The 16,936-nt window shown below is 61.7% G+C and carries 16 protein-coding genes; 3 read left to right on the plus strand and 13 right to left on the minus strand.

Features of this window, described 5'->3' with window-relative positions; all coding sequences use genetic code 11:
- Positions 1-19 precede the first annotated feature (19 nt).
- The 4 genes from exaC to H4I92_RS07575 form a co-directional block, all read right to left on the minus strand.
- Positions 20-1,540: an acetaldehyde dehydrogenase ExaC gene (exaC, locus tag H4I92_RS07560; protein ID WP_077530029.1), complete on the minus strand. Its 1,521-nt coding sequence runs from the start codon at positions 1,538-1,540 to the stop codon at positions 20-22.
- Positions 1,541-1,677: 137 nt separating this feature from the next.
- A complete protein-coding gene (gene eat / locus H4I92_RS07565) occupies positions 1,678-3,105 on the minus strand; it encodes an ethanolamine permease (RefSeq protein WP_077530030.1) in 1,428 nt (475 codons plus the stop codon).
- A gap of 32 nt (positions 3,106-3,137) precedes the next feature.
- A complete protein-coding gene (eutC, locus tag H4I92_RS07570) occupies positions 3,138-3,971 on the minus strand; it encodes an ethanolamine ammonia-lyase subunit EutC (protein WP_077530031.1) in 834 nt (277 codons plus the stop codon).
- Complete coding sequence (locus tag H4I92_RS07575) at positions 3,964-5,376, minus strand: ethanolamine ammonia-lyase subunit EutB (protein WP_077530032.1); 1,413 nt, start codon at positions 5,374-5,376, stop codon at positions 3,964-3,966. The genes eutC and H4I92_RS07575 overlap by 8 nt, the downstream gene beginning before the upstream one ends.
- Positions 5,377-5,568: 192 nt before the next feature.
- Between H4I92_RS07575 and H4I92_RS07580 the strand changes: the two genes are divergently transcribed.
- Both H4I92_RS07580 and H4I92_RS07585 read left to right on the plus strand, forming a co-directional pair.
- On the plus strand, positions 5,569-6,522 hold the full coding sequence (locus H4I92_RS07580; protein WP_077530033.1) for a helix-turn-helix domain-containing protein: 954 nt from the start codon (positions 5,569-5,571) through the stop codon (positions 6,520-6,522).
- A gap of 47 nt (positions 6,523-6,569) precedes the next feature.
- Positions 6,570-6,737, plus strand: a complete 168-nt coding sequence (locus H4I92_RS07585; RefSeq protein ID WP_218668171.1) for a hypothetical protein — start codon at positions 6,570-6,572, stop codon at positions 6,735-6,737.
- Between the two features lie 18 nt (positions 6,738-6,755).
- Here the strand turns inward: H4I92_RS07585 and H4I92_RS07590 are convergent, their stop codons facing one another.
- The 9 genes from H4I92_RS07590 to rsmD form a co-directional block, all read right to left on the minus strand.
- Positions 6,756-9,794, minus strand: a complete 3,039-nt coding sequence (locus tag H4I92_RS07590; RefSeq protein ID WP_077530034.1) for an efflux RND transporter permease subunit — start codon at positions 9,792-9,794, stop codon at positions 6,756-6,758.
- Entirely contained in the window at positions 9,794-10,921 is a 1,128-nt protein-coding gene (locus H4I92_RS07595; protein WP_179105652.1) for an efflux RND transporter periplasmic adaptor subunit, read from the minus strand. The genes H4I92_RS07590 and H4I92_RS07595 overlap by 1 nt, the downstream gene beginning before the upstream one ends.
- A 212-nt stretch (positions 10,922-11,133) precedes the next feature.
- A complete protein-coding gene (locus H4I92_RS07600) occupies positions 11,134-11,790 on the minus strand; it encodes an alpha/beta hydrolase (protein WP_077530036.1) in 657 nt (218 codons plus the stop codon).
- A gap of 78 nt (positions 11,791-11,868) precedes the next feature.
- On the minus strand, positions 11,869-12,717 hold the full coding sequence (gene hslO / locus H4I92_RS07605; RefSeq protein WP_077530037.1) for an Hsp33 family molecular chaperone HslO: 849 nt from the start codon (positions 12,715-12,717) through the stop codon (positions 11,869-11,871).
- Positions 12,718-12,726: 9 nt separating this feature from the next.
- Positions 12,727-13,146: an RNA-binding S4 domain-containing protein gene (locus H4I92_RS07610; RefSeq protein ID WP_077530038.1), complete on the minus strand. Its 420-nt coding sequence runs from the start codon at positions 13,144-13,146 to the stop codon at positions 12,727-12,729.
- 4 nt (positions 13,147-13,150) lie between these two features.
- Entirely contained in the window at positions 13,151-13,825 is a 675-nt protein-coding gene (gene yrfG, locus H4I92_RS07615) for a GMP/IMP nucleotidase (protein WP_077530039.1), read from the minus strand.
- On the minus strand, positions 13,818-14,150 hold the full coding sequence (locus H4I92_RS07620; RefSeq protein WP_143512628.1) for a hypothetical protein: 333 nt from the start codon (positions 14,148-14,150) through the stop codon (positions 13,818-13,820). The genes yrfG and H4I92_RS07620 overlap by 8 nt, the downstream gene beginning before the upstream one ends.
- 85 nt (positions 14,151-14,235) lie before the next feature.
- Entirely contained in the window at positions 14,236-15,045 is an 810-nt protein-coding gene (mutM, locus tag H4I92_RS07625) for a bifunctional DNA-formamidopyrimidine glycosylase/DNA-(apurinic or apyrimidinic site) lyase (protein WP_077530041.1), read from the minus strand.
- Positions 15,046-15,050: 5 nt separating this feature from the next.
- Entirely contained in the window at positions 15,051-15,641 is a 591-nt protein-coding gene (rsmD, locus tag H4I92_RS07630) for a 16S rRNA (guanine(966)-N(2))-methyltransferase RsmD (protein ID WP_077530042.1), read from the minus strand.
- A gap of 124 nt (positions 15,642-15,765) precedes the next feature.
- On the opposite strand from rsmD, the gene ftsY reads away from it, so the two are divergent.
- Entirely contained in the window at positions 15,766-16,917 is a 1,152-nt protein-coding gene (gene ftsY / locus H4I92_RS07635; protein ID WP_077530043.1) for a signal recognition particle-docking protein FtsY, read from the plus strand.
- Positions 16,918-16,936 lie beyond the last annotated feature (19 nt).

The following is a 16,936-nucleotide window of genomic DNA, read 5'->3' on the forward strand; positions in this document are numbered from 1 at the left end:
CCTTTCAACGCCACTTGTCCTAGAAGAAACCCATGGGGTCCGTATCGTAACTCACCAGCAGATTCTTGGTCTGTTGGTAGTGGTCCAGGGTCATCTTATGGTTTTCCCGACCCACCCCGGATTTCTTATAACCGCCAAAGGCGGCGTGAGCAGGGTACTGGTGGTAACAGTTAGTCCAGACACGCCCGGCCTGAATGGCTCGACCCAAGCGGTACGCCCGGTTGATGTCCCGGGTCCAGAGGCCTGCACCTAGTCCAAACTCGGTATCATTGGCGATCTTCAGCGCTTCTTCCTCATCCTTGAAGGTTGTTACACCGACCACGGGTCCAAAGATTTCTTCCTGGAAGGTGCGCATTTGGTTGCTGCCCTTGAGCAATGTTGGCTGAATGTAGAAACCGTTGGCGTACTCGCCGCCCAGTTCTTCATGCCAGCCTCCGGTCAGCACTTCGGCGCCTTCCTGTTTGCCAATCTCTAGGTAGGACATGATCTGGTCAAACTGCTCGCGACTTACTTGTGCACCCACCTGAACGTCCGTATCCAACGGGTTACCCCGTTTGATGTTCTTGACGCGTTCGATCACCATTGCCATGAATTCGTCATACATGTCTTCCTGGATAAGCGCCCGTGATGGGCAGGTGCAGACCTCTCCCTGGTTAAAGAAGGCCAGCGCGAGACCTTCCACACATTTGTCGATGAACTCCGGCTCAGCCTTCATCACATCAGAGAAGTAGATGTTGGGGGACTTGCCGCCCAGCTCGACAGTGGAGGGAATAATGTTCTGGGCGGCGGCTTTCATGATATGAGCGCCCACCGGTGTGGAGCCGGTAAAGGCAATCTTGGCGATGCGTGGGCTTGTGGCCAGGGCCTGCCCCGCTTCCGAACCGTAGCCGTTGACGATGTTGAGTACGCCCGGGGGCAGCAGGTCAGCAATCAGTTCCATCAGGATCAGGATACTGGCCGGTGTCTGCTCTGCCGGTTTCATGACGGTGCAGTTGCCCGCAGCCAGGCAGGGTGCCAACTTCCAGGCCGCCATCAGCAAAGGGAAGTTCCAGGGGATGATCTGGCCTACAACCCCGAGCGGCTCATGGTAGTGATACGCCACCGTATTAGCATCGATCGCGCTGGAGGTATCTTCCTGGGCCCGGATGCAGCCGGCGAAATAGCGAAAGTGATCCACAGCCAGAGGCACATCGGCGTTTAGGGTTTCGCGTACAGCCTTGCCGTTATCCCAGGTATCGGCAACGGCCAGCATTTCGGTGTTCTGCTCGATGCGGTCCGCAATCTTAAGGAGCAGGTTCGAGCGTTCGGTGGTCGAAGTCTTTCCCCATTGCGGCGCGGCCTTGTGGGCGGCGTCGAGGGCAAGCTCTATGTCTTCCGCCGTCGAGCGTGGTATCTCACAGATGGTCTTACCGGTGACTGGTGTGATGTTCTCGAAATAGGCGCCTTTAACGGGAGCAACCCATTCACCACCAATGAAGTTGCCATAGCGTGATTGGAAAGAGACGGTCGAACCTTGTTCGCCTGGATTTTTATAGATCATGTCTCATCCTTATTGTTTGACCCCGCCATTCGCGGCGGGGCGGTTTTGGGGAAGATGTCATTCCAGCCTTGCAAGAGTGCTGGCTCGAATGACCGGTGCACGGAATGTTTTTCCTGATCCGTTGGCGGCTCCGGTTCCTATGAAACAGTGCCGGCTGTTAACTCGCTTTCTAGGTCATGCTCTGCATGTTCAAGGAGTTCGAACTCTTCCTGGGCCGTGTTGGCCACCAGGTGATTTCTGCTGTGGAGGAAGTAATACAGCGCCCCGAGTGCGTAGAGCACCATCGTGTAGTAGAACGCTTTCGGGTCGAAGGCGTAGACGCCGGTAAACGCTACCAGCGATAGCACCAATGCCACCCCTGACGTAAAGACACCGCCAGGTGTCCTGTAGGGCCGCTCGAGGTCAGGCTGTTGAACACGCAGCAGGATATGACTCAGTGCCATAAGTCCGTAGGACATGGTTGCGCCAACTACAGCCATGGCCAGGATCAGATCCCCTTTGCCGCTCAGTGATACCAAAAAGCCCAGGAGGCCGGGCACGATCAGAGCCCAGTAGGGCGTCTTGCGCTTACCAGTCAGTGAGAGAGTTTTGGGGAGATACCCTGCACGTGAGAGAGCAAAGATCATGCGGCTGTAACCGAATATGATCGAGAAAAAGGACGCGATCAGACCGGCCAGCCCGAGGACATTGACTACCATTGCCAGCGTCTCGTTACCGGTGGCCTGGAGGGCATGAACAAGCGGCACCCCGCTTTCGCCGATCATGTCGGCGCCGGCCGCACCGGCCAACAGGAAGACGACGAGCAGGGCTGTGAACACCAGGAACCCCATGGCTCCAATGATCCCCTTGGGCACGTCTTTGGCTGGGTTCTTGGCCTCTTCGGCGCCAAGCGGTACGCCTTCCACCGCGAGGAACAGCCACATCGCAAATGGCAAGGCGGCCCAGATGCCATACCAGCCAAACGGGAGGAACGCCGAGGCACCGGCGGCATCGGTGACCGGGATGTTGAACAGGTTGGCGGTGTCAAAATCACCCACCAATGCGACAGCCGTGGCGAGAATCGCAAAAACTGCCAGTCCACTGATGGCCATCATGACCTTCAGGGCTTCACCGACACCAATGATGTGGATGCCTATGAAAACACCGTAAAACGCGGCGTAAACCCAGGGGCCATTAATGCCAAGAAGCTCTTCAACAGCAGCGCCGATAAAGGTCACTATTGCCGCCGGCGCAAGTGCGTATTCAATCAGCACTGCAAGACCAGTCAGGTAGCCACCTGCGGGGCCCATGACTTGCCTTGCGAAGCTGTAACCGCCGCCAGCTGTGGGAATTGCCGCTGACATTTCAGCGAGGGATAAAACCAGGGTGAAGTACATTGTGCCCATAAGGGCCGCAGCGATGGCGTAACCGCCCCAACCCGCCTGAGCAATTCCAAAGTTCCAACCAGCAAAGTCACCGGAGATAACGTACGAGACGCCCAAGCCTGCCAAAAGAATCCATCCGGCGCTGCCGCGTTTCAATTGACGTTGGGCAAGGTATTCCTGATCAACCGATTGTTCAGACATTTTCAAACCTCTTGTTGTTTTTGGAAAAATAACTAGGAGACAAGGAAGTTCTTGGACCCGGCCTTATGCTCTATCACATCATCGTCAGTCCTCTCCTTCAGTTGGACGCCACTCAGTTGCCGCCGGAAAGACTCACTCAGCAGGTGCACGACTCTGCTGCTCGCTTCCGGATATCGAAGGCCGGCCGGTCGGACGTTGGAGACACAGTTCCGGTCGGCATCGGTCAGCCCGCGACAAGGCCCCCAGGTCAAATAAAGCCCGAGGCTATCCGGGCTGCTCAGGCCCGGGCGTTCACCGATGAGCACCAGCACCGCCCTGGCATTCAGTAGCTCGCCCACGTCATCTCCGATCGCGACCCGCCCCTGCTGGACCACGGTCAGGGGAGCCAATTGCCAGTCGCGATGCTCATCCGCCTCTAGCTCCCCAAGCAGAGCCTCCAGAAATGGCGGTGCATGCGTCTGTACCGCCAGTGCCGAAAGCCCATCCACCATGACTATGGCCAGGTCAGAGGCGGTTGCTGGTTGCTCAGTCTGTTGGTGTAGGCGTTGTCGGGATTCGGAAGACAGCACTCGGCCCAGGTCAGGACGTTGCACGTAGGTCATCCGGTCGGCGGCCTGCGTTTGCAGCTGTAAAGGCGGCTCAATGGTGAAGGGCGACTCAATCGCCATAACCTGCTCACAGAGCGCTTCCACGTTCAGCGGCCAATGGACGGCATCGCGCGCCTGGGCGTGGGCCATCTGGAACGCCAGAAGCTGATGCGTCGGCAGGCTTACCCCGGTGCAGCCCAAGCCGATGCGCGCATCCGTGAACGCCTGTAAACGGTCCCAGAGGCTGTCAGTACTGGGAGAATGATTGCCTTCAGTCATTTGAGGTAACTCCTGGAACATTGCCCAATGAGCGCGCGAACTGTTCCGGTATCAGATCGTTAAGGTGGGGGCCGTTGGCATCCGTGAAGATGCCCATTTCGGTGAGCCAGCGCTCGAATTCAGGGGCGGGGCGGAGACCGAGAGCCCGACGAGCGTAGAGCGCATCGTGGAATGACGTGGTCTGGTAATTGAGCATGATGTCGTCGGAGCCGGGAATCCCCATGATGAAGGTGCAGCCAGCTACACCCAGCAGGGTCAGCAGGTTATCCATGTCATCCTGGTCGGCCTCGGCGTGATTGGTGTAGCACACGTCGCACCCCATCGGAACGCCCAGGAGCTTGCCGCAGAAGTGGTCTTCAAGCCCCGCCCGGATGATTTCCTTGCCATCGAACAGGTATTCGGGTCCGATGAAGCCAACCACGGTATTGACGAGTAATGGATTGAACTTGCGGGCCACGGCGTAGGCGCGCGCTTCGCACGTTTGCTGGTCCAGTCCGTGATGGGCATTGGCGGAGAGGCAGCTGCCCTGGCCGGTTTCAAAGTACATAACGTTGTTGCCGGCGGTACCACGGTTGAGCGACAGTGCGGCATCTTCGGCTTCCGCCAGTGTGTTCAGATTGAAGCCGAAACTGCTGTTGATGGCTTCCGTTCCACCGATGGACTGGAAGACCAGGTCAACCGGTGCTCCCTGCTCAATTGCTTCGAGAGTGTTGGTGACGTGAGTCAGAACACAGGATTGGGTTGGTATCTGGTACTTCTGGATCACCTCGTCCATGAGTTGCATGAGCTTCATAGCCTGGGGCACGTTATCCCGGGCCGGGTTAATACCGATGACCGCATCACCACTGCCGTACAGCAGCCCATCCAGAATGCTGGCGGCTATTCCGGTGGCGTCATCAGTGGGGTGATTGGGTTGAAGCCGGGTTGAGAGATGGCCGGGCAAGCCGATGGTATTTCGAAATGCCGTCTGGATTTGGCACTTGCTGGCGACCATGATCAGGTCCTGATTGCGCATAACCTTGCTGACCGCGGCTGCCATCTCTGGCGTGATGCCGGGCCTTATTGATGCCAGCACATCAGGCGTTGCCTGGTCGCTGAGCAGCCAGTTGCGGAAGTCGCCCACCGTCAGGTGTGAAATGGGGGCGAAAGCCTCGGGGTCATGCCCGTCAATGATCATCCGCGTTATCTCGTCGTCTTCGTAGGGGATCAGAAGGTCCTCAAGAAAGGTCTTGAGTGGCACGTCTGAAAGCGCCATCTGAGCTGCAACACGCTCCTCGGCTGTCAGTGCGATAACGCCTGCCAGGCGATCACCGGAGCGCCCGGGCGTTGCTTTCGCCATGAGTTGCGCAAGTCCATCGAACCGGTAAGCTTTTCGTCCGAGCGTATAGCTGTATGTCCTGCTCATTGTGAGATCACCTTTGGACGTCAATCTGAATGCCCTTGGAAACGACCCTAAAGAGCTCGACATCCTGGGTGGTATCAAGATTTGGCAAATTAATGACCGGGCGTGAGGATCGGCATCGAAAGGGGCGTTGACCGGGCTGAGATTCTGCTATGTTGGGTTGGGGTGTGGCCCTAGGAAAAGGAGGCTGTGTTGATGCAACCCGATAATGAGGCGGCTGAAACGGGCCTTTGCACAATGAAAGCCCATGATGCGGACAGGCACGCCCGCAACCTGACCCACTGGCGCCAGGAATATGACCAGATCAGTTGTGGCCATTTCTATGGCCGTCTGGATGAACTCGAGCTGTCACATGTTCAGGTTTTCAAGGAACACACCAGCCAAGCTTTGCGCCAACAGTGCAGCGTCTGGCCGAATGGACTCTGGCTGGGGATTCCTGCCTTCCAAGGAAAGGAAAGCAGTCGGATCAACGGCCTTGTCATTGATACTAATGATATCTTCTGCCGCCCTGGGGGATATGACTTTGAGTTGGTTACTCCCGTTGGATTCGATATCTTCGGCATTGTTATTGACCAACAAGTGCTGAACCGTACAGCAGAGATTCAAGGCATCAAACTCTGGGAGGCTGCGGAGCACCAATGCCCGCGTCTGGCTGTGCCAGCTAGAACTCTGGGAAGGATTCGGTTGCTGCTGGACCAGATTCTGAATGCAAAAGAGTCGCCTGTTCTGCCCGAGCTTCAACAGGAAATGGTAATACTTGCCCTCATGGAGCTTTTGCATGAGAAAGCTCCCAACATGAAAGCAGTCCCGAGCTATCGCCACCGCAAATTCGTGGTCAGTAGGGTGAAAGAGTACATCAACGAATATAACGATGCGCCAATCACCATGACCGACCTGTGCAAGCTCACGAATGTGAGTCGTCGAACGCTCCAATACAGTTTCGAATCCATTATTGGTATCAGCCCGATGCAGTTTTTGCGGATGACCCGACTTAATCGCGTTCGCCGCTCCCTCACCCATGAGCCCCACGTGTCTGTTGCAGACATAGCAGCTTATTGGGGATTCTGGCATGGAGGTCAGTTTGCTAAGGATTACAAGCAGCTCTTTGGTGAAACCCCGTCAGAAACCCGCGGGAAAGCTTTGGGGTAGATCACACCGACAGAAGTAATCAGATCCGCGTTACCCGCCCGGGCGGCATGATCGTGTTCACCGTGCGCGAGGGCGCCTACGAGGAATACGGTTACCGGAAGAAGATGCTGGATCTGGAAGTGCAGGGCACCTGGGAGCTGGTGAGCTTCTACGACACGCCCTACCAGATCGAGGAAGGCAACACCTGCAAGATGTGCACCTATCGGGTGTGCTGAGGGGCCATTAAGGCCCCACTACTCCTTGGCGCGGATACCCATGAGCCGCACATAGCCCGCCGGCAGCACCAGGATGGTCAGAACCGCGGCGAAGGCCAGCCCGAACATGATCGCCAGCGCCATGGGGGCCCAGAAGGGGCCGGAAAGCGCCAGCGGGAGCATGCCGAGCATGGTCGTGGCGGCGGTCAGGAGGATGGGCCGCACGCGGCTGGTTGCGGCCTCGCCAATGGCCTCCAGCGTACCGCTTTCGGCCAGCGCCATGTCCATTTTCTGGATCATGACCACAGCATTGCGGATGATCATGCCGGAGAGACTCATGGTTCCCAGAAGGGCCATGAAGCCGAACGGCTGCTGGAACAGGAGCAACCCGATGCTGACACCAACCAGCCCCAGAGGCACCATCAGCATGACCAGCAGGGTGCGCCGGAATGAATTGAACTGGGCCATGAGCACAAGCACCATCAGGCCAAGGATCACGGGGACGGGTTTCAGAACACTCGCACGCGCCTCGGCGGACTGGTGCACCTCGCCGTCCCACTGTGTCTCGTAGCCCGAGGGCAGCTCTACGTCCTCGATTTCGGAGGCCAGTGATGCCCGCACGCCGGACGCGGTAGTGCCGGGGGCCAGGTCCGCCTGGAGCGTAATGGCCCGTTCCCGGTTGTGCCGCCAGATCACCGGGCGCTCCCAGTTGAGTTCGATATCGGCGACCTGGGTGATGGGCACGGGCTTACCGCCGCTCTCAGGCCAGACGACCATGGTTTCAAGCTCGGACGGGTCCGTCCGCTCGGGCAGCGGGAAGCGCCATACAATGGGGATCTGCTTGTCGTCCTCGCGGAAGATGCCGACACCCTGCCCCGCAAAGGCCGTGTTCAGGGCCTGGTTGATACTCTCCGTGGTGACCCCGGCACGCCGGGCCCGATCCTGGTCCACATCAACGGTCACCCGGGGCTGACTCTGGCGCCAGTTGTGCCGGAGGTTCGTGACGCCCGGGTGCTCAGCCATGATGCCCTGCAGCGTTCCGGCCGTATCGAGCAGCTGCTCCCGATCCGGTCCGGTGACCCGCAGCTGGAGCGGGAATCGCACGGGCTCGCCAAGCTGCATCGGCCGCACCCTTGGTTCGGCTTCGGGGTAGCCCTTGGCCAGGTGATCCCGGACCCTGGCCATGACCGGATCGACATCTACCTTGGTCTCAACATTGACCAGGATCTGGCCGAACGCCGGGTTGGGTGTTCGAGGAATCATGGGCAGGTAAAACCTCGGAGCGCCCTCTCCGATGAAGGCGGTTACGTCGGTCACCGCGTCCATTTCCAGAAGGTGTTCCTCAATCCGAGCCATGTCCTCGCTGGTCTGCTCGATGCGACTGCCTTCCGGGAGCCAGTAATCGACCATGAACTGGGAGCGCTCGGCCGGAGGGAAAAAGGTCTGTGGCACGAAACTGAAGGCAACGGCACTGGCGGCAAAGACCACGAGAGCGCCGGTTGTGAGGATCCAGGGTCGCTGGATCGAGCCCCCGATAAGGCTGTGGGCCCATTGATAGAAGGGCCGATCCGCCGGGTCGCCAAGCCTGCTCTTGCTGTCCAGGAGCCAGTAGTTCATCAACGGTGTGGCAAAGACCGCCAGAAGCCAGGATATGGCGAGGCTGATGGCGATGACCCAGAACAGGGAGCGCGTGAACTCGCCCGTCGCGGTGTTGGTCAGGGCAATGGGTGCGAATGCCAGAACCGCGATCGCGGTGGCTGCCAGCAGGGGCCAGGCGGTTTCCTGGACGGACTCGACGGCGGCTTTCAGGCGCTCAGTGCCGCGCTGCATCTTCACCTGCATCAGCTCGGAGATGACGATGGCGTTGTCCACAATCATGCCGAGGACGATCACCAGGGCCCCAAGGGATACCCGGTGAAGCTCAATGCCCATCATGTACATGCCCATGAAGGTGGCGAGAATGGTCAACGGGACCCCGAGCCCGACCACAAAGCCGGTGCGCAGACCCAGTGAGACCATCAGTACGGCCAGGACAATGGCTACGGCAGTGGCGAGATTGATCAGGAATTCGCCAACGGCCTGTTCAACTTCTTCGGACTGCAGTGCGATGCCGCCAAACTCAATGCCGACGGGCATCCGAGCTTCGATCCGCTCAAGCTCCTTCTGGACCCGTTCGGTCAGCTCCACCACGTTGGCGCCTTCGGCCGGAACCACGCCAAGCGCGAGAGCGGACTCACCCTCATGCCGCAGGCTGGCGTCCGGTGGGTCGGCGTAACCGCGCCTGACCTCCGCAAAATCGCGCAGCTGAACGAGCCCGCCGGTCACCGGGCTGCGGATGTTCAGTCTGGCCAGCTCGTCCACGGACTCAAAGGTGCCGGTGGCGTTGATCTGCAGCCGCCGGGAGCCCATCTCAGTGAAGCCGCTGGGCGCCACCACGTTCTGCTTGTTGAGGGCATTCACCACCAGGGCCGGGGTCAGCCCCAGTTCCGCAATCTTGGCGCGGCTGGTTTCGATGTAGACACGCTCACCCTGGTCGCCGAACAGGTCGACCTTGGCCACGTCATCAACACGCAGCAGGCGCTGCCGGAGATGATCGGCAATGTCATTGAGCTCGGCGTAGCTGTAATCGGCTCCTTCCACGGACAGCAGCATGCTGTAGACATCGCCGTAGTCGTCATTCACGCGCGGGCCTTTCACGGAATCGGGCAGGCTGGCGCGGGCCGTGAGGACCTTCTTGTTGAGTTCATCCCAGATCTGGCGCAGTTCCTCGCCACCGTACTGGTCCTTCACCTCAACGTAGATGATGGAGGTTCCGTTCCGGCTCATCGATTCAATGCTTTCCAGCTCACCGAGTTGCTGGATCTGTTTTTCAAGGGGTTCGGTGACCTGCTGTTCCACCCGTTCCGCATCCGCTCCCGGATAGCCGGTCATAACGATAGCCGTGCGGATCGTGAATTCGGGATCCTCAAGCTGCCCCAGCCGGGTGAATGCAATGATTCCCAGAAGGGTTACCAGAAGGACCAGAAATCCGACAAAGCGATTGCGGCTGATCGCACCGCGCACCAGTTGCCCCAGCATCACTGGACCACCCCGCCTTCAAGGCGGCTGACCTTCTGGCCTTCCTCCAGGTGCTGGGCACCAGCGACAACGATCTGTTCGCCGGCACTGATCTTGCCGGTAATCCTGACACTGTCCGCTTCCAGGGATTCCGTGGTGACCGGGCGGGACGCCACCTCGCCGGAGTCCGGATCCCAGACCCAGACATGGGGTTGATCCTCTTTCTCGAACAGGGCCTCCACCGGGATCAGGAAACTGTCATCCCAGGGGGTGTCCGTGAGGCTGGCCTTGAACGAGACTTCGGCGGTCATACCCGGCAGCAGTTCGCGCTCGGGATTGTTCACAGCAACCCGGACCGGATAGGCCTGGGTGTCCGGCGAGACATCCAGGCGGACGTTCTCGACCCGAGCGTCAAAGATCCGGTTATCCAGGACGGGCATGTAGACGTGGACGTCCTCCAGGTGATTGCGGAACTGCATCAGGCGCTCCGGGATGCTGACCTCGACTTCCACGGTCTCGATATTGTCAATCGAGAATACCGGGCGTTGCGGGCTGACCTGCTCGAACGGCTCCACCATGCGGCGGTTGATCACCCCATCAAACGGGGCTTCGAGTACGGTGTCATCAAGGGCTGAACGGGCGGTTTCAAGCGCTTCCCGGGTGGCATTGCGTTTGGCGCGGGCCTGTTCATAGGCGCTTTCGAGTCGGTCGAATTCGGCATCGCTGATCGCGCCGGTGTCCACCAGTTCTTTCCCGCGCTGCCAGTTCTTGCGGGCTTCTTCCAGTGTGGCCCGGACCGAGTCCAGTTGGCTCTCGGTCTCACGCACCTGCAGGCGGAAGTCCCTCTGGTCCAGTTGGCCGAGGGTGTCCCCTTCACTGACTTCATCGCCAACGTCCGCGTTGAGCGTCTCAATCTGGCCGGGCACCCGGAAGCTCAGGGTTGTGGTCTCGGCGGGCTCAACGCGGCCACTGAAACGGCGTGAGGCCAGTTCAGAGGGGGTCTCGAGGGTCATCATCCGGGCAGGCCGGATGGGCTTTTCGTCGTTCGTGGCCGGGGTACTGCCTGAATTGCCGTCACAGCCGCCGAGCAGCAGCAGGATGACCGGTATCCAGAGGTAACGCCCGGGGTGGGAGCAGAGGTGGGTCATGAAACGGGTCCCTGTTGCATCTGAGTAATCTGGCTGGGGCGGTATTCTGAGCCTGGCAGTGGTTTTCCGCAATCTGTCGGAAGTGATAGTACGGGCCTGATCCATCAGGTTGCCGCCGCCCCTTAATCTGGGCTGCTTCTACATACTGGCCATAAGGCCGTCATGATTATTACTGGGGCCCTGATTCCACTTTAGTGCCTGTGTGGCCCAGTTCAGATCACCGACCGCAACCAGGCCCCGATCGCCTGGATCTCTTCCAGGCACACCTCATGCTCCATGGGGTAGGTGCGGTACTCCGGCTCATAGCCCAGCTTGCGAAGGTGTTGCAGCGCTTCCTGCCCGAGGAATTCGGGCAGCATGGAGTCGTTGGTGCCGTGGGCCATGAAGATGGGCAGCTGTTTGTTGGCCTCGGAGGGCGTGGTCAGCTTCATGGTGGCGAAGTAGCTGGAGAGGACCATGAGCCCGGCCAGCGGCTTCTCGAAGGTCAACGCGGTGTGGTAGGCCACGGCGCCGCCCTGGGAGAAGCCGGCGATGACGATGCGGTTGCTGGGCACGCCGCGTTCCATCTCGCGTTGGATCAGGTCCCGGGTGCGGCCAGCGGAGGCGAGGATGCCCTGCTCGTCCGTGTCGTTGTGGCGGTCCAGGGAACGGATGTCGTACCAGGCGGGCATGACCATGCCGCCGTTGAGGGTAACCGGAATCTCCGGGGCATGGGGGAAGACAAAGCGTACGCTGGCATCCTGCGGTAGCCCCAGGTGCGGGATCACGGGCTCGAAGTCATGCCCGCTGGCGCCCAGGCCGTGCAGCCAGATGACGCTGGCATCCGGGTTCTCGCCGGTGGTCTTTTCCACGCATTCCAGGTATTCCATGGTTTGCTCCGCTGTTGAGTGGGGCCGCTGTTCAGTGAGGGCGTTACTCTAGCGTGCCGGGCGGTGTCCGGGCCAGTGTCAGTGGCGCTGGTGGGGGCCGAAGAGGGCTTCCAGGTCTTCCTGGCCGAAGCGGTACTGCTGGTTGCAGAACTGGCAGTCCACGCTGATCTCGCCCTGTTCCGCCAGCAGGTCGTAGCATTCCTGGGCGCCCAGGGTCTCCAGGGCGTTGGCGGTGCGCTCGCGGGTGCAGTGGCAATGGAAGAACACCGGCTCCTCGGGGTAGAGGCTGATGGACTCCTCATGGAAGAGGCGGTGCAGCAGCGTTTCCGGCGCCACTGAAAGCAGTTCGTCCTGGCCGGTGGTGCTGGCCAGCTGGGTGAGCCGGTTCCAGAGGTCATCGTCCTCGGTGGTCTCGTAGCCGGGCATCTTCTGCAGCATCAGCCCACCGGCGCGCTCGCTGTCCGCAAAGAGCAGGATGAGGGTGTCGAGCTGTTCCGAGCGGGTGAAGTAGTCCTGCAGGCATTCCTGGAGGGTGTCGGATTCCAGCGGCACGATGCCCTGGTAGCGCTGACCCTGTTCCGGCTCGATGGTGATGACGAGCTGGCCGTGACCGAGCTGATCGCCAATGGAGCCGTGCTGGATGCTGTCCTCGGTGTGGATGAGCCCGCGCGCGCCACGCTCATCGCTGCAGTCCGCCATCAGCAGGGTCACCGGGCCCTGCCCCTTGGCCTGGAGGCTGATGCGGCCCTTCATCTTGAGCACGCCCCCGAGCAGTACGGCGGCGCTGAGGCTCTGGGCCAGCAGCTGCTGGGCGGGCTCAGGGTAGTCGCGTCCTTCAAGGGCGGTCTTGAGGGTCTCCTCGATCAGCACGAGCTCACCACGGACCTCGCCCTCGTTGAAGACAAAACGCTGCAGGGTATCGGTCATGTTGGCTCGCTAGTGGGACATCTGGTTCTTTACGCGCTGCAGTTCGCGGCGCTGCTTCTTGTTCGGGCGGCGCGCTGGCGGATGCTCGGCGGCCACCATCATGCGGCGGCGCCAGGCGTTCTCCTCGCGCTTCTCCTTGCTGGCCTCGGTCTCGGTGTAGAGCATCTCGGCCTGGGGGGCGCTGCCACGCTTTTCGCTGAGCTCATCGATGATGACCTCAAAAGTGGTCGAGCCCTTGTGCACCTGCACTTTCGCGCCCTGGGTCACGAACTTGCCCGCCTTGGGGCGCTGCCCCTCGTAGCGGACCTTGCCGCCTTCAATGGCCTCGCGGGCCAGGGTGCGGGTCTTGAAGAAGCGCGCGGCCCAGAGCCATTTGTCGAGGCGCACGCGCTCGGAGCCGGAGTCGGATTGGTCGCCCTTTTTGCTCATGGGCTCATTGTACCGTCTGGGGCGGCGTGATCGGAAGGAGCGTCTCGAAGCGCTCCAGCGCCGGCCAGCGGCCCGCCGGGACGGGCTCGCGCTGGCTGTCCGGCTGGTGGATGCTCAGCAGGTGGTTGATGCCGAAAGTCTCGGCGGCGCTGAGGGCGGTGTGGTTGTCGTCGATCAGCACAGTGGTGGCCGGATCGAAGGGGTCCTTGGCATGAAGGGCCGGCCAGAACGCCGGGTCCTCCTTGGGGCGCCCGAAGCTGTGGGTACTGTGGATGGCGTCCACCCACTGGTCCAGGCCGGTACGTTCGCGCTTAAGATCCAGTCCGCCCGGGTGGGCGTTGGTGACGATCACGGTGCGGCAGTGGGACGCTTTCAGGGCGCGCAGGAAGGCGACCGCATCCGCCCGGAAGCGGATGCGGTCGCCCACTTCATGCTTGAGCCCGCTCACGTCCATGCCCAGGCGGTCACTCCAGAAATCCAGGCAGTACCAGTCCAGGGAGCCCTTGAGGCTCTGGATGGTCTCGTGGATCTCCCGGCTGGCCTGCTCCGGATCAACGCCCCGGGTCTCGGCATAACGGGCCGGGAGGTGGGTGAGCCAGAAGTGCGTGTCGTAGTGGAGGTCCAGAAGGGTGCCGTCCATATCCAGCAGGACGGTCTGGACCCGCCCCCAGTCAATCATTGGGTTCGTTGACGACCTCACTGGCATTGCGGCCGGACTGGGTGCAGCCCAGGCAGCGCACGAAGGTGGCCTTGGCCGGGCCGACCACCAGGGTCTCGCCCACTTCATCGGCATTGCCGCCCAGTGCCGAGAACGGCAGCGTGACGGTGTGCACGACACTGCCCACCACGGTGGCGCCCAGCAGCAGCGGGCGAGCGATGACGGCATCACCGACCATGGCCAGGGCGGAGGGCTTTTCCTCAACGCGCTGGGCCTGTGCGGGACCGGCAAACGCCATGAAACCGCTCAGGAGGGCAACGGTAACCAGTGTGCTCAGCTTTTTCATCAGGTGTCTCCGGGACTGTGTGATACTGCCTTCACTATGGCCCAGATGCGCGTTTTTTCAAGCCCCGGCGCTACCGGAAGCGGGCTCAACGCTGACAACGGCTGCAGAACACGGTGCCGCGCTGGCCGATGACACGGTGGCGCAGTGGCTGGCCGCAGTGGTGGCAGGGTTCCCCCTCGCGGCCGTAGACGGTCAGTGACTGGCGGAAGTAGCCGGGGTTGCCCTGGCTGTCCGTGAAATCGCGCAGGGTGGTGCCGCCAAGCTCGATGGCGTTCGCCAGGACCTCCCGGATGGCCTCCGCGAGCCGGCGGTAGCGGGCCCGGCCCACTCGGCCGGCCGGGCGCTGGGGGTGGATGCCGGCCATGAACAGGGCCTCGGAGGCGTAGATGTTGCCCACGCCCACCACGATCTTCGCGTCCATGATGAAGGCCTTGACCGAGGCCCGGCGACCCCGGCTCCGCCGGTAGAGAAAATCGCCGTCAAAGTCCGGACCCAGGGGCTCCGGGCCAAGAGGCGCGAGAAGCGGATGCTGTTCCGGGTCCGTGCTCCAGAGCCAGGCGCCGAAGCGGCGCGGGTCATTGAACCGAAGAATCCGTTCCGCCAGCGGGATCTCCACATGGTCGTGGGGACGGCGGGGCTCGTCCGGCGGGCTCAGGCGCAGGCTCCCGGACATGCCCAGGTGCACCAGGGCCGTGCCGCGTTCATTCCGCAGCAGCAGGTACTTGGCGCGCCGGTCCACGGCGGTGATGGGCGTGCCGGTCAGGCGCTCCGGCAGCTCCGGCGGGATGGGCCAGCGCAGGGACGGGTTGTGCAGACGGACCTCGCGGGGCGATACGCCTTCCAGCCAGGGCGCGATGCCGCGGCGCGTGGTCTCAACTTCAGGGAGTTCTGGCATGGGGTTCAGGCCACCTCGAACAGGCTGTAGGCGACCTGCCCCGCCTGCTTGCGCCGGGCCAGTGCCCAGCCCGGCGGCATCGAGGGCTCGTGATCGCTTTCGTGTTCCACATAGACGCGGGCATTGTCCGCGAGCAGGCCGGAGGCCGCCAATGCGTCGCAGACCGGTTCCACCAGGCCGGCCCGGAAGGGCGGATCCATGAAGACGATCCGGAAGGGTCCGGTTGGTTCCCGCGCCTTGAGCCAGTTCAGGACATCCTGTTTGACCACGGCCCCACCGTTGGCGTTGAGGGTGGCCAGGTTCTGCGAGAGCGCGCGGGCCAGCTCCGCGCTGTGCTCTACAAAGGTAACGCGGTCCGCTCCGCGCGACAGGGCTTCCAGCCCAAGGGCGCCGCTGCCGGCGAACAGGTCCAGGCAGTGAGTGCCAGGAAGCACCGGCATCAGCCAGTTGAACAGGGTCTCGCGCACTCGGTCCGGCGTGGGGCGCACGCCGTCGACAGCGGGGAAGCTGAGTGTGCGGCGCCGCCAGTCACCGCCGATCAGGCGGACCTGGCCCTGGTCGTTACGCCGGCCCCGGCGCTGGTTGCGTATTGCCATGCTGTGTTCGCTTTTTGGACGGCCCTGTTGCGGGCCGGTAGAATAACCCGCCTTGACCGCGCCCGACCAGTTTCCCTGATGGTCGGCCAATGGCACCGATGAACCATGGGCAGGATTGATCGCCATGAACGCAGAACTGATTTTCAACGCCCTCTTCGTGCTTCTTGTTGCCTGGTTTGTGGTGGACCTGGTGCGAGGCCGGCAGCAGATCCCGAGGCCCCCCAAACCGCCCGAGCGCCAGCAGCGCGAATCGGGGGCAGAGGCACAGGCCCCCGAGGCGGAAGCACCCTCGAAGCAGGCGCCCGCCGAGGCTGAGCCGGCCCCGGCCCCTGAGCCGGAACCCGAAGAGCCGGTCAGCTTCTTCCAGCGCATGCGCGAGGGTCTGGGCCGTACCCGGGGCCAACTGGCGGATGGCCTGGCCGGCCTGTTCGCCAGCAATAAGAAGATTGACCAGGACCTGCTGGAAGAGATCGAGAACCTGCTGCTCACTGCCGACGTGGGCATGACGGCGACCACGGAGATCATCGACAGCCTGAAGGAAAAGCTCGAGCGCAGTGAACTCAGGGATTCGGATGCCCTGTTCCAAGCCCTGCGCGAGGAACTGCACGGCATCCTGGAACCCTGCACCACGCCGCTGGAGCCGGAAACGGAGAACAAACCCTTCGTCATCCTGATGGTGGGCGTCAACGGCGTGGGCAAGACCACCACTATCGGTAAGCTGGCACAGCGCTACCAGAGGGATGGCAAGAGCGTGATGCTGGCAGCCGGCGATACCTTCCGCGCTGCGGCGGTGGAACAGCTCCAGGTCTGGGGCGAGCGCAACAACGTGCCGGTGGTGGCCCAGCACACCGGCTCCGACAGCGCCTCCGTCATCTACGATGCGCTGGAGTCCGCCCAGTCCAAGGGCACGGACGTGCTGATCGCCGATACCGCCGGGCGGCTCCAGAACAAGGACAACCTGATGAACGAGCTGGCCAAGGTGGTGCGGGTGATGAAGAAGCTCGACCCCGAGGCCCCACACGAGATCATGTTGGTGCTGGATGCGGGCACCGGCCAGAACGCGCTCAGCCAGGCCCAGACCTTCCAGGAGGCGGTGGGCGTGAGCGGCGTGACCCTGACCAAGCTCGACGGCACCGCCAAGGGCGGCATCATCTTCGCCATTGCGCGTCAGCTGGGGCTGCCGATACGCTACATTGGCGTGGGTGAGACGGCCGACGACCTGCGCCCCTTCGCCGCGGATGAGTTTGTCCAGGCCCTGTTCGACGGTCGGGAATGACCCGGCTTCCAGAGATGAG

The sequence above is a fragment of the Vreelandella halophila genome (assembly GCF_019903425.1).
In the GTDB taxonomy this organism is placed as follows: Bacteria; Pseudomonadota; Gammaproteobacteria; order Pseudomonadales; family Oleiphilaceae; genus Halospina; species Halospina halophila.

Coding starts and splice junctions, on each gene's coding strand:
- H4I92_RS07620 (WP_143512628.1), bottom strand. CDS start 14,150: ATGAAAAAGCTGAGCACACTGGTTACCGTTGCCCTCCTGAGCGGTTTC.
- H4I92_RS07600 (WP_077530036.1), bottom strand. CDS start 11,790: ATGGAATACCTGGAATGCGTGGAAAAGACCACCGGCGAGAACCCGGAT.
- eutC (WP_077530031.1), bottom strand. CDS start 3,971: ATGACTGAAGGCAATCATTCTCCCAGTACTGACAGCCTCTGGGACCGT.
- hslO (WP_077530037.1), bottom strand. CDS start 12,717: ATGACCGATACCCTGCAGCGTTTTGTCTTCAACGAGGGCGAGGTCCGT.
- H4I92_RS07590 (WP_077530034.1), bottom strand. CDS start 9,794: ATGCTGGGGCAACTGGTGCGCGGTGCGATCAGCCGCAATCGCTTTGTC.
- H4I92_RS07580 (WP_077530033.1), top strand. CDS start 5,569: ATGCAACCCGATAATGAGGCGGCTGAAACGGGCCTTTGCACAATGAAA.
- mutM (WP_077530041.1), bottom strand. CDS start 15,045: ATGCCAGAACTCCCTGAAGTTGAGACCACGCGCCGCGGCATCGCGCCC.
- H4I92_RS07575 (WP_077530032.1), bottom strand. CDS start 5,376: ATGAGCAGGACATACAGCTATACGCTCGGACGAAAAGCTTACCGGTTC.
- H4I92_RS07585 (WP_218668171.1), top strand. CDS start 6,570: ATGATCGTGTTCACCGTGCGCGAGGGCGCCTACGAGGAATACGGTTAC.
- ftsY (WP_077530043.1), top strand. CDS start 15,766: ATGAACGCAGAACTGATTTTCAACGCCCTCTTCGTGCTTCTTGTTGCC.
- yrfG (WP_077530039.1), bottom strand. CDS start 13,825: ATGATTGACTGGGGGCGGGTCCAGACCGTCCTGCTGGATATGGACGGC.
- exaC (WP_077530029.1), bottom strand. CDS start 1,540: ATGATCTATAAAAATCCAGGCGAACAAGGTTCGACCGTCTCTTTCCAA.
- eat (WP_077530030.1), bottom strand. CDS start 3,105: ATGTCTGAACAATCGGTTGATCAGGAATACCTTGCCCAACGTCAATTG.
- H4I92_RS07595 (WP_179105652.1), bottom strand. CDS start 10,921: ATGACCCACCTCTGCTCCCACCCCGGGCGTTACCTCTGGATACCGGTC.
- rsmD (WP_077530042.1), bottom strand. CDS start 15,641: ATGGCAATACGCAACCAGCGCCGGGGCCGGCGTAACGACCAGGGCCAG.
- H4I92_RS07610 (WP_077530038.1), bottom strand. CDS start 13,146: ATGAGCAAAAAGGGCGACCAATCCGACTCCGGCTCCGAGCGCGTGCGC.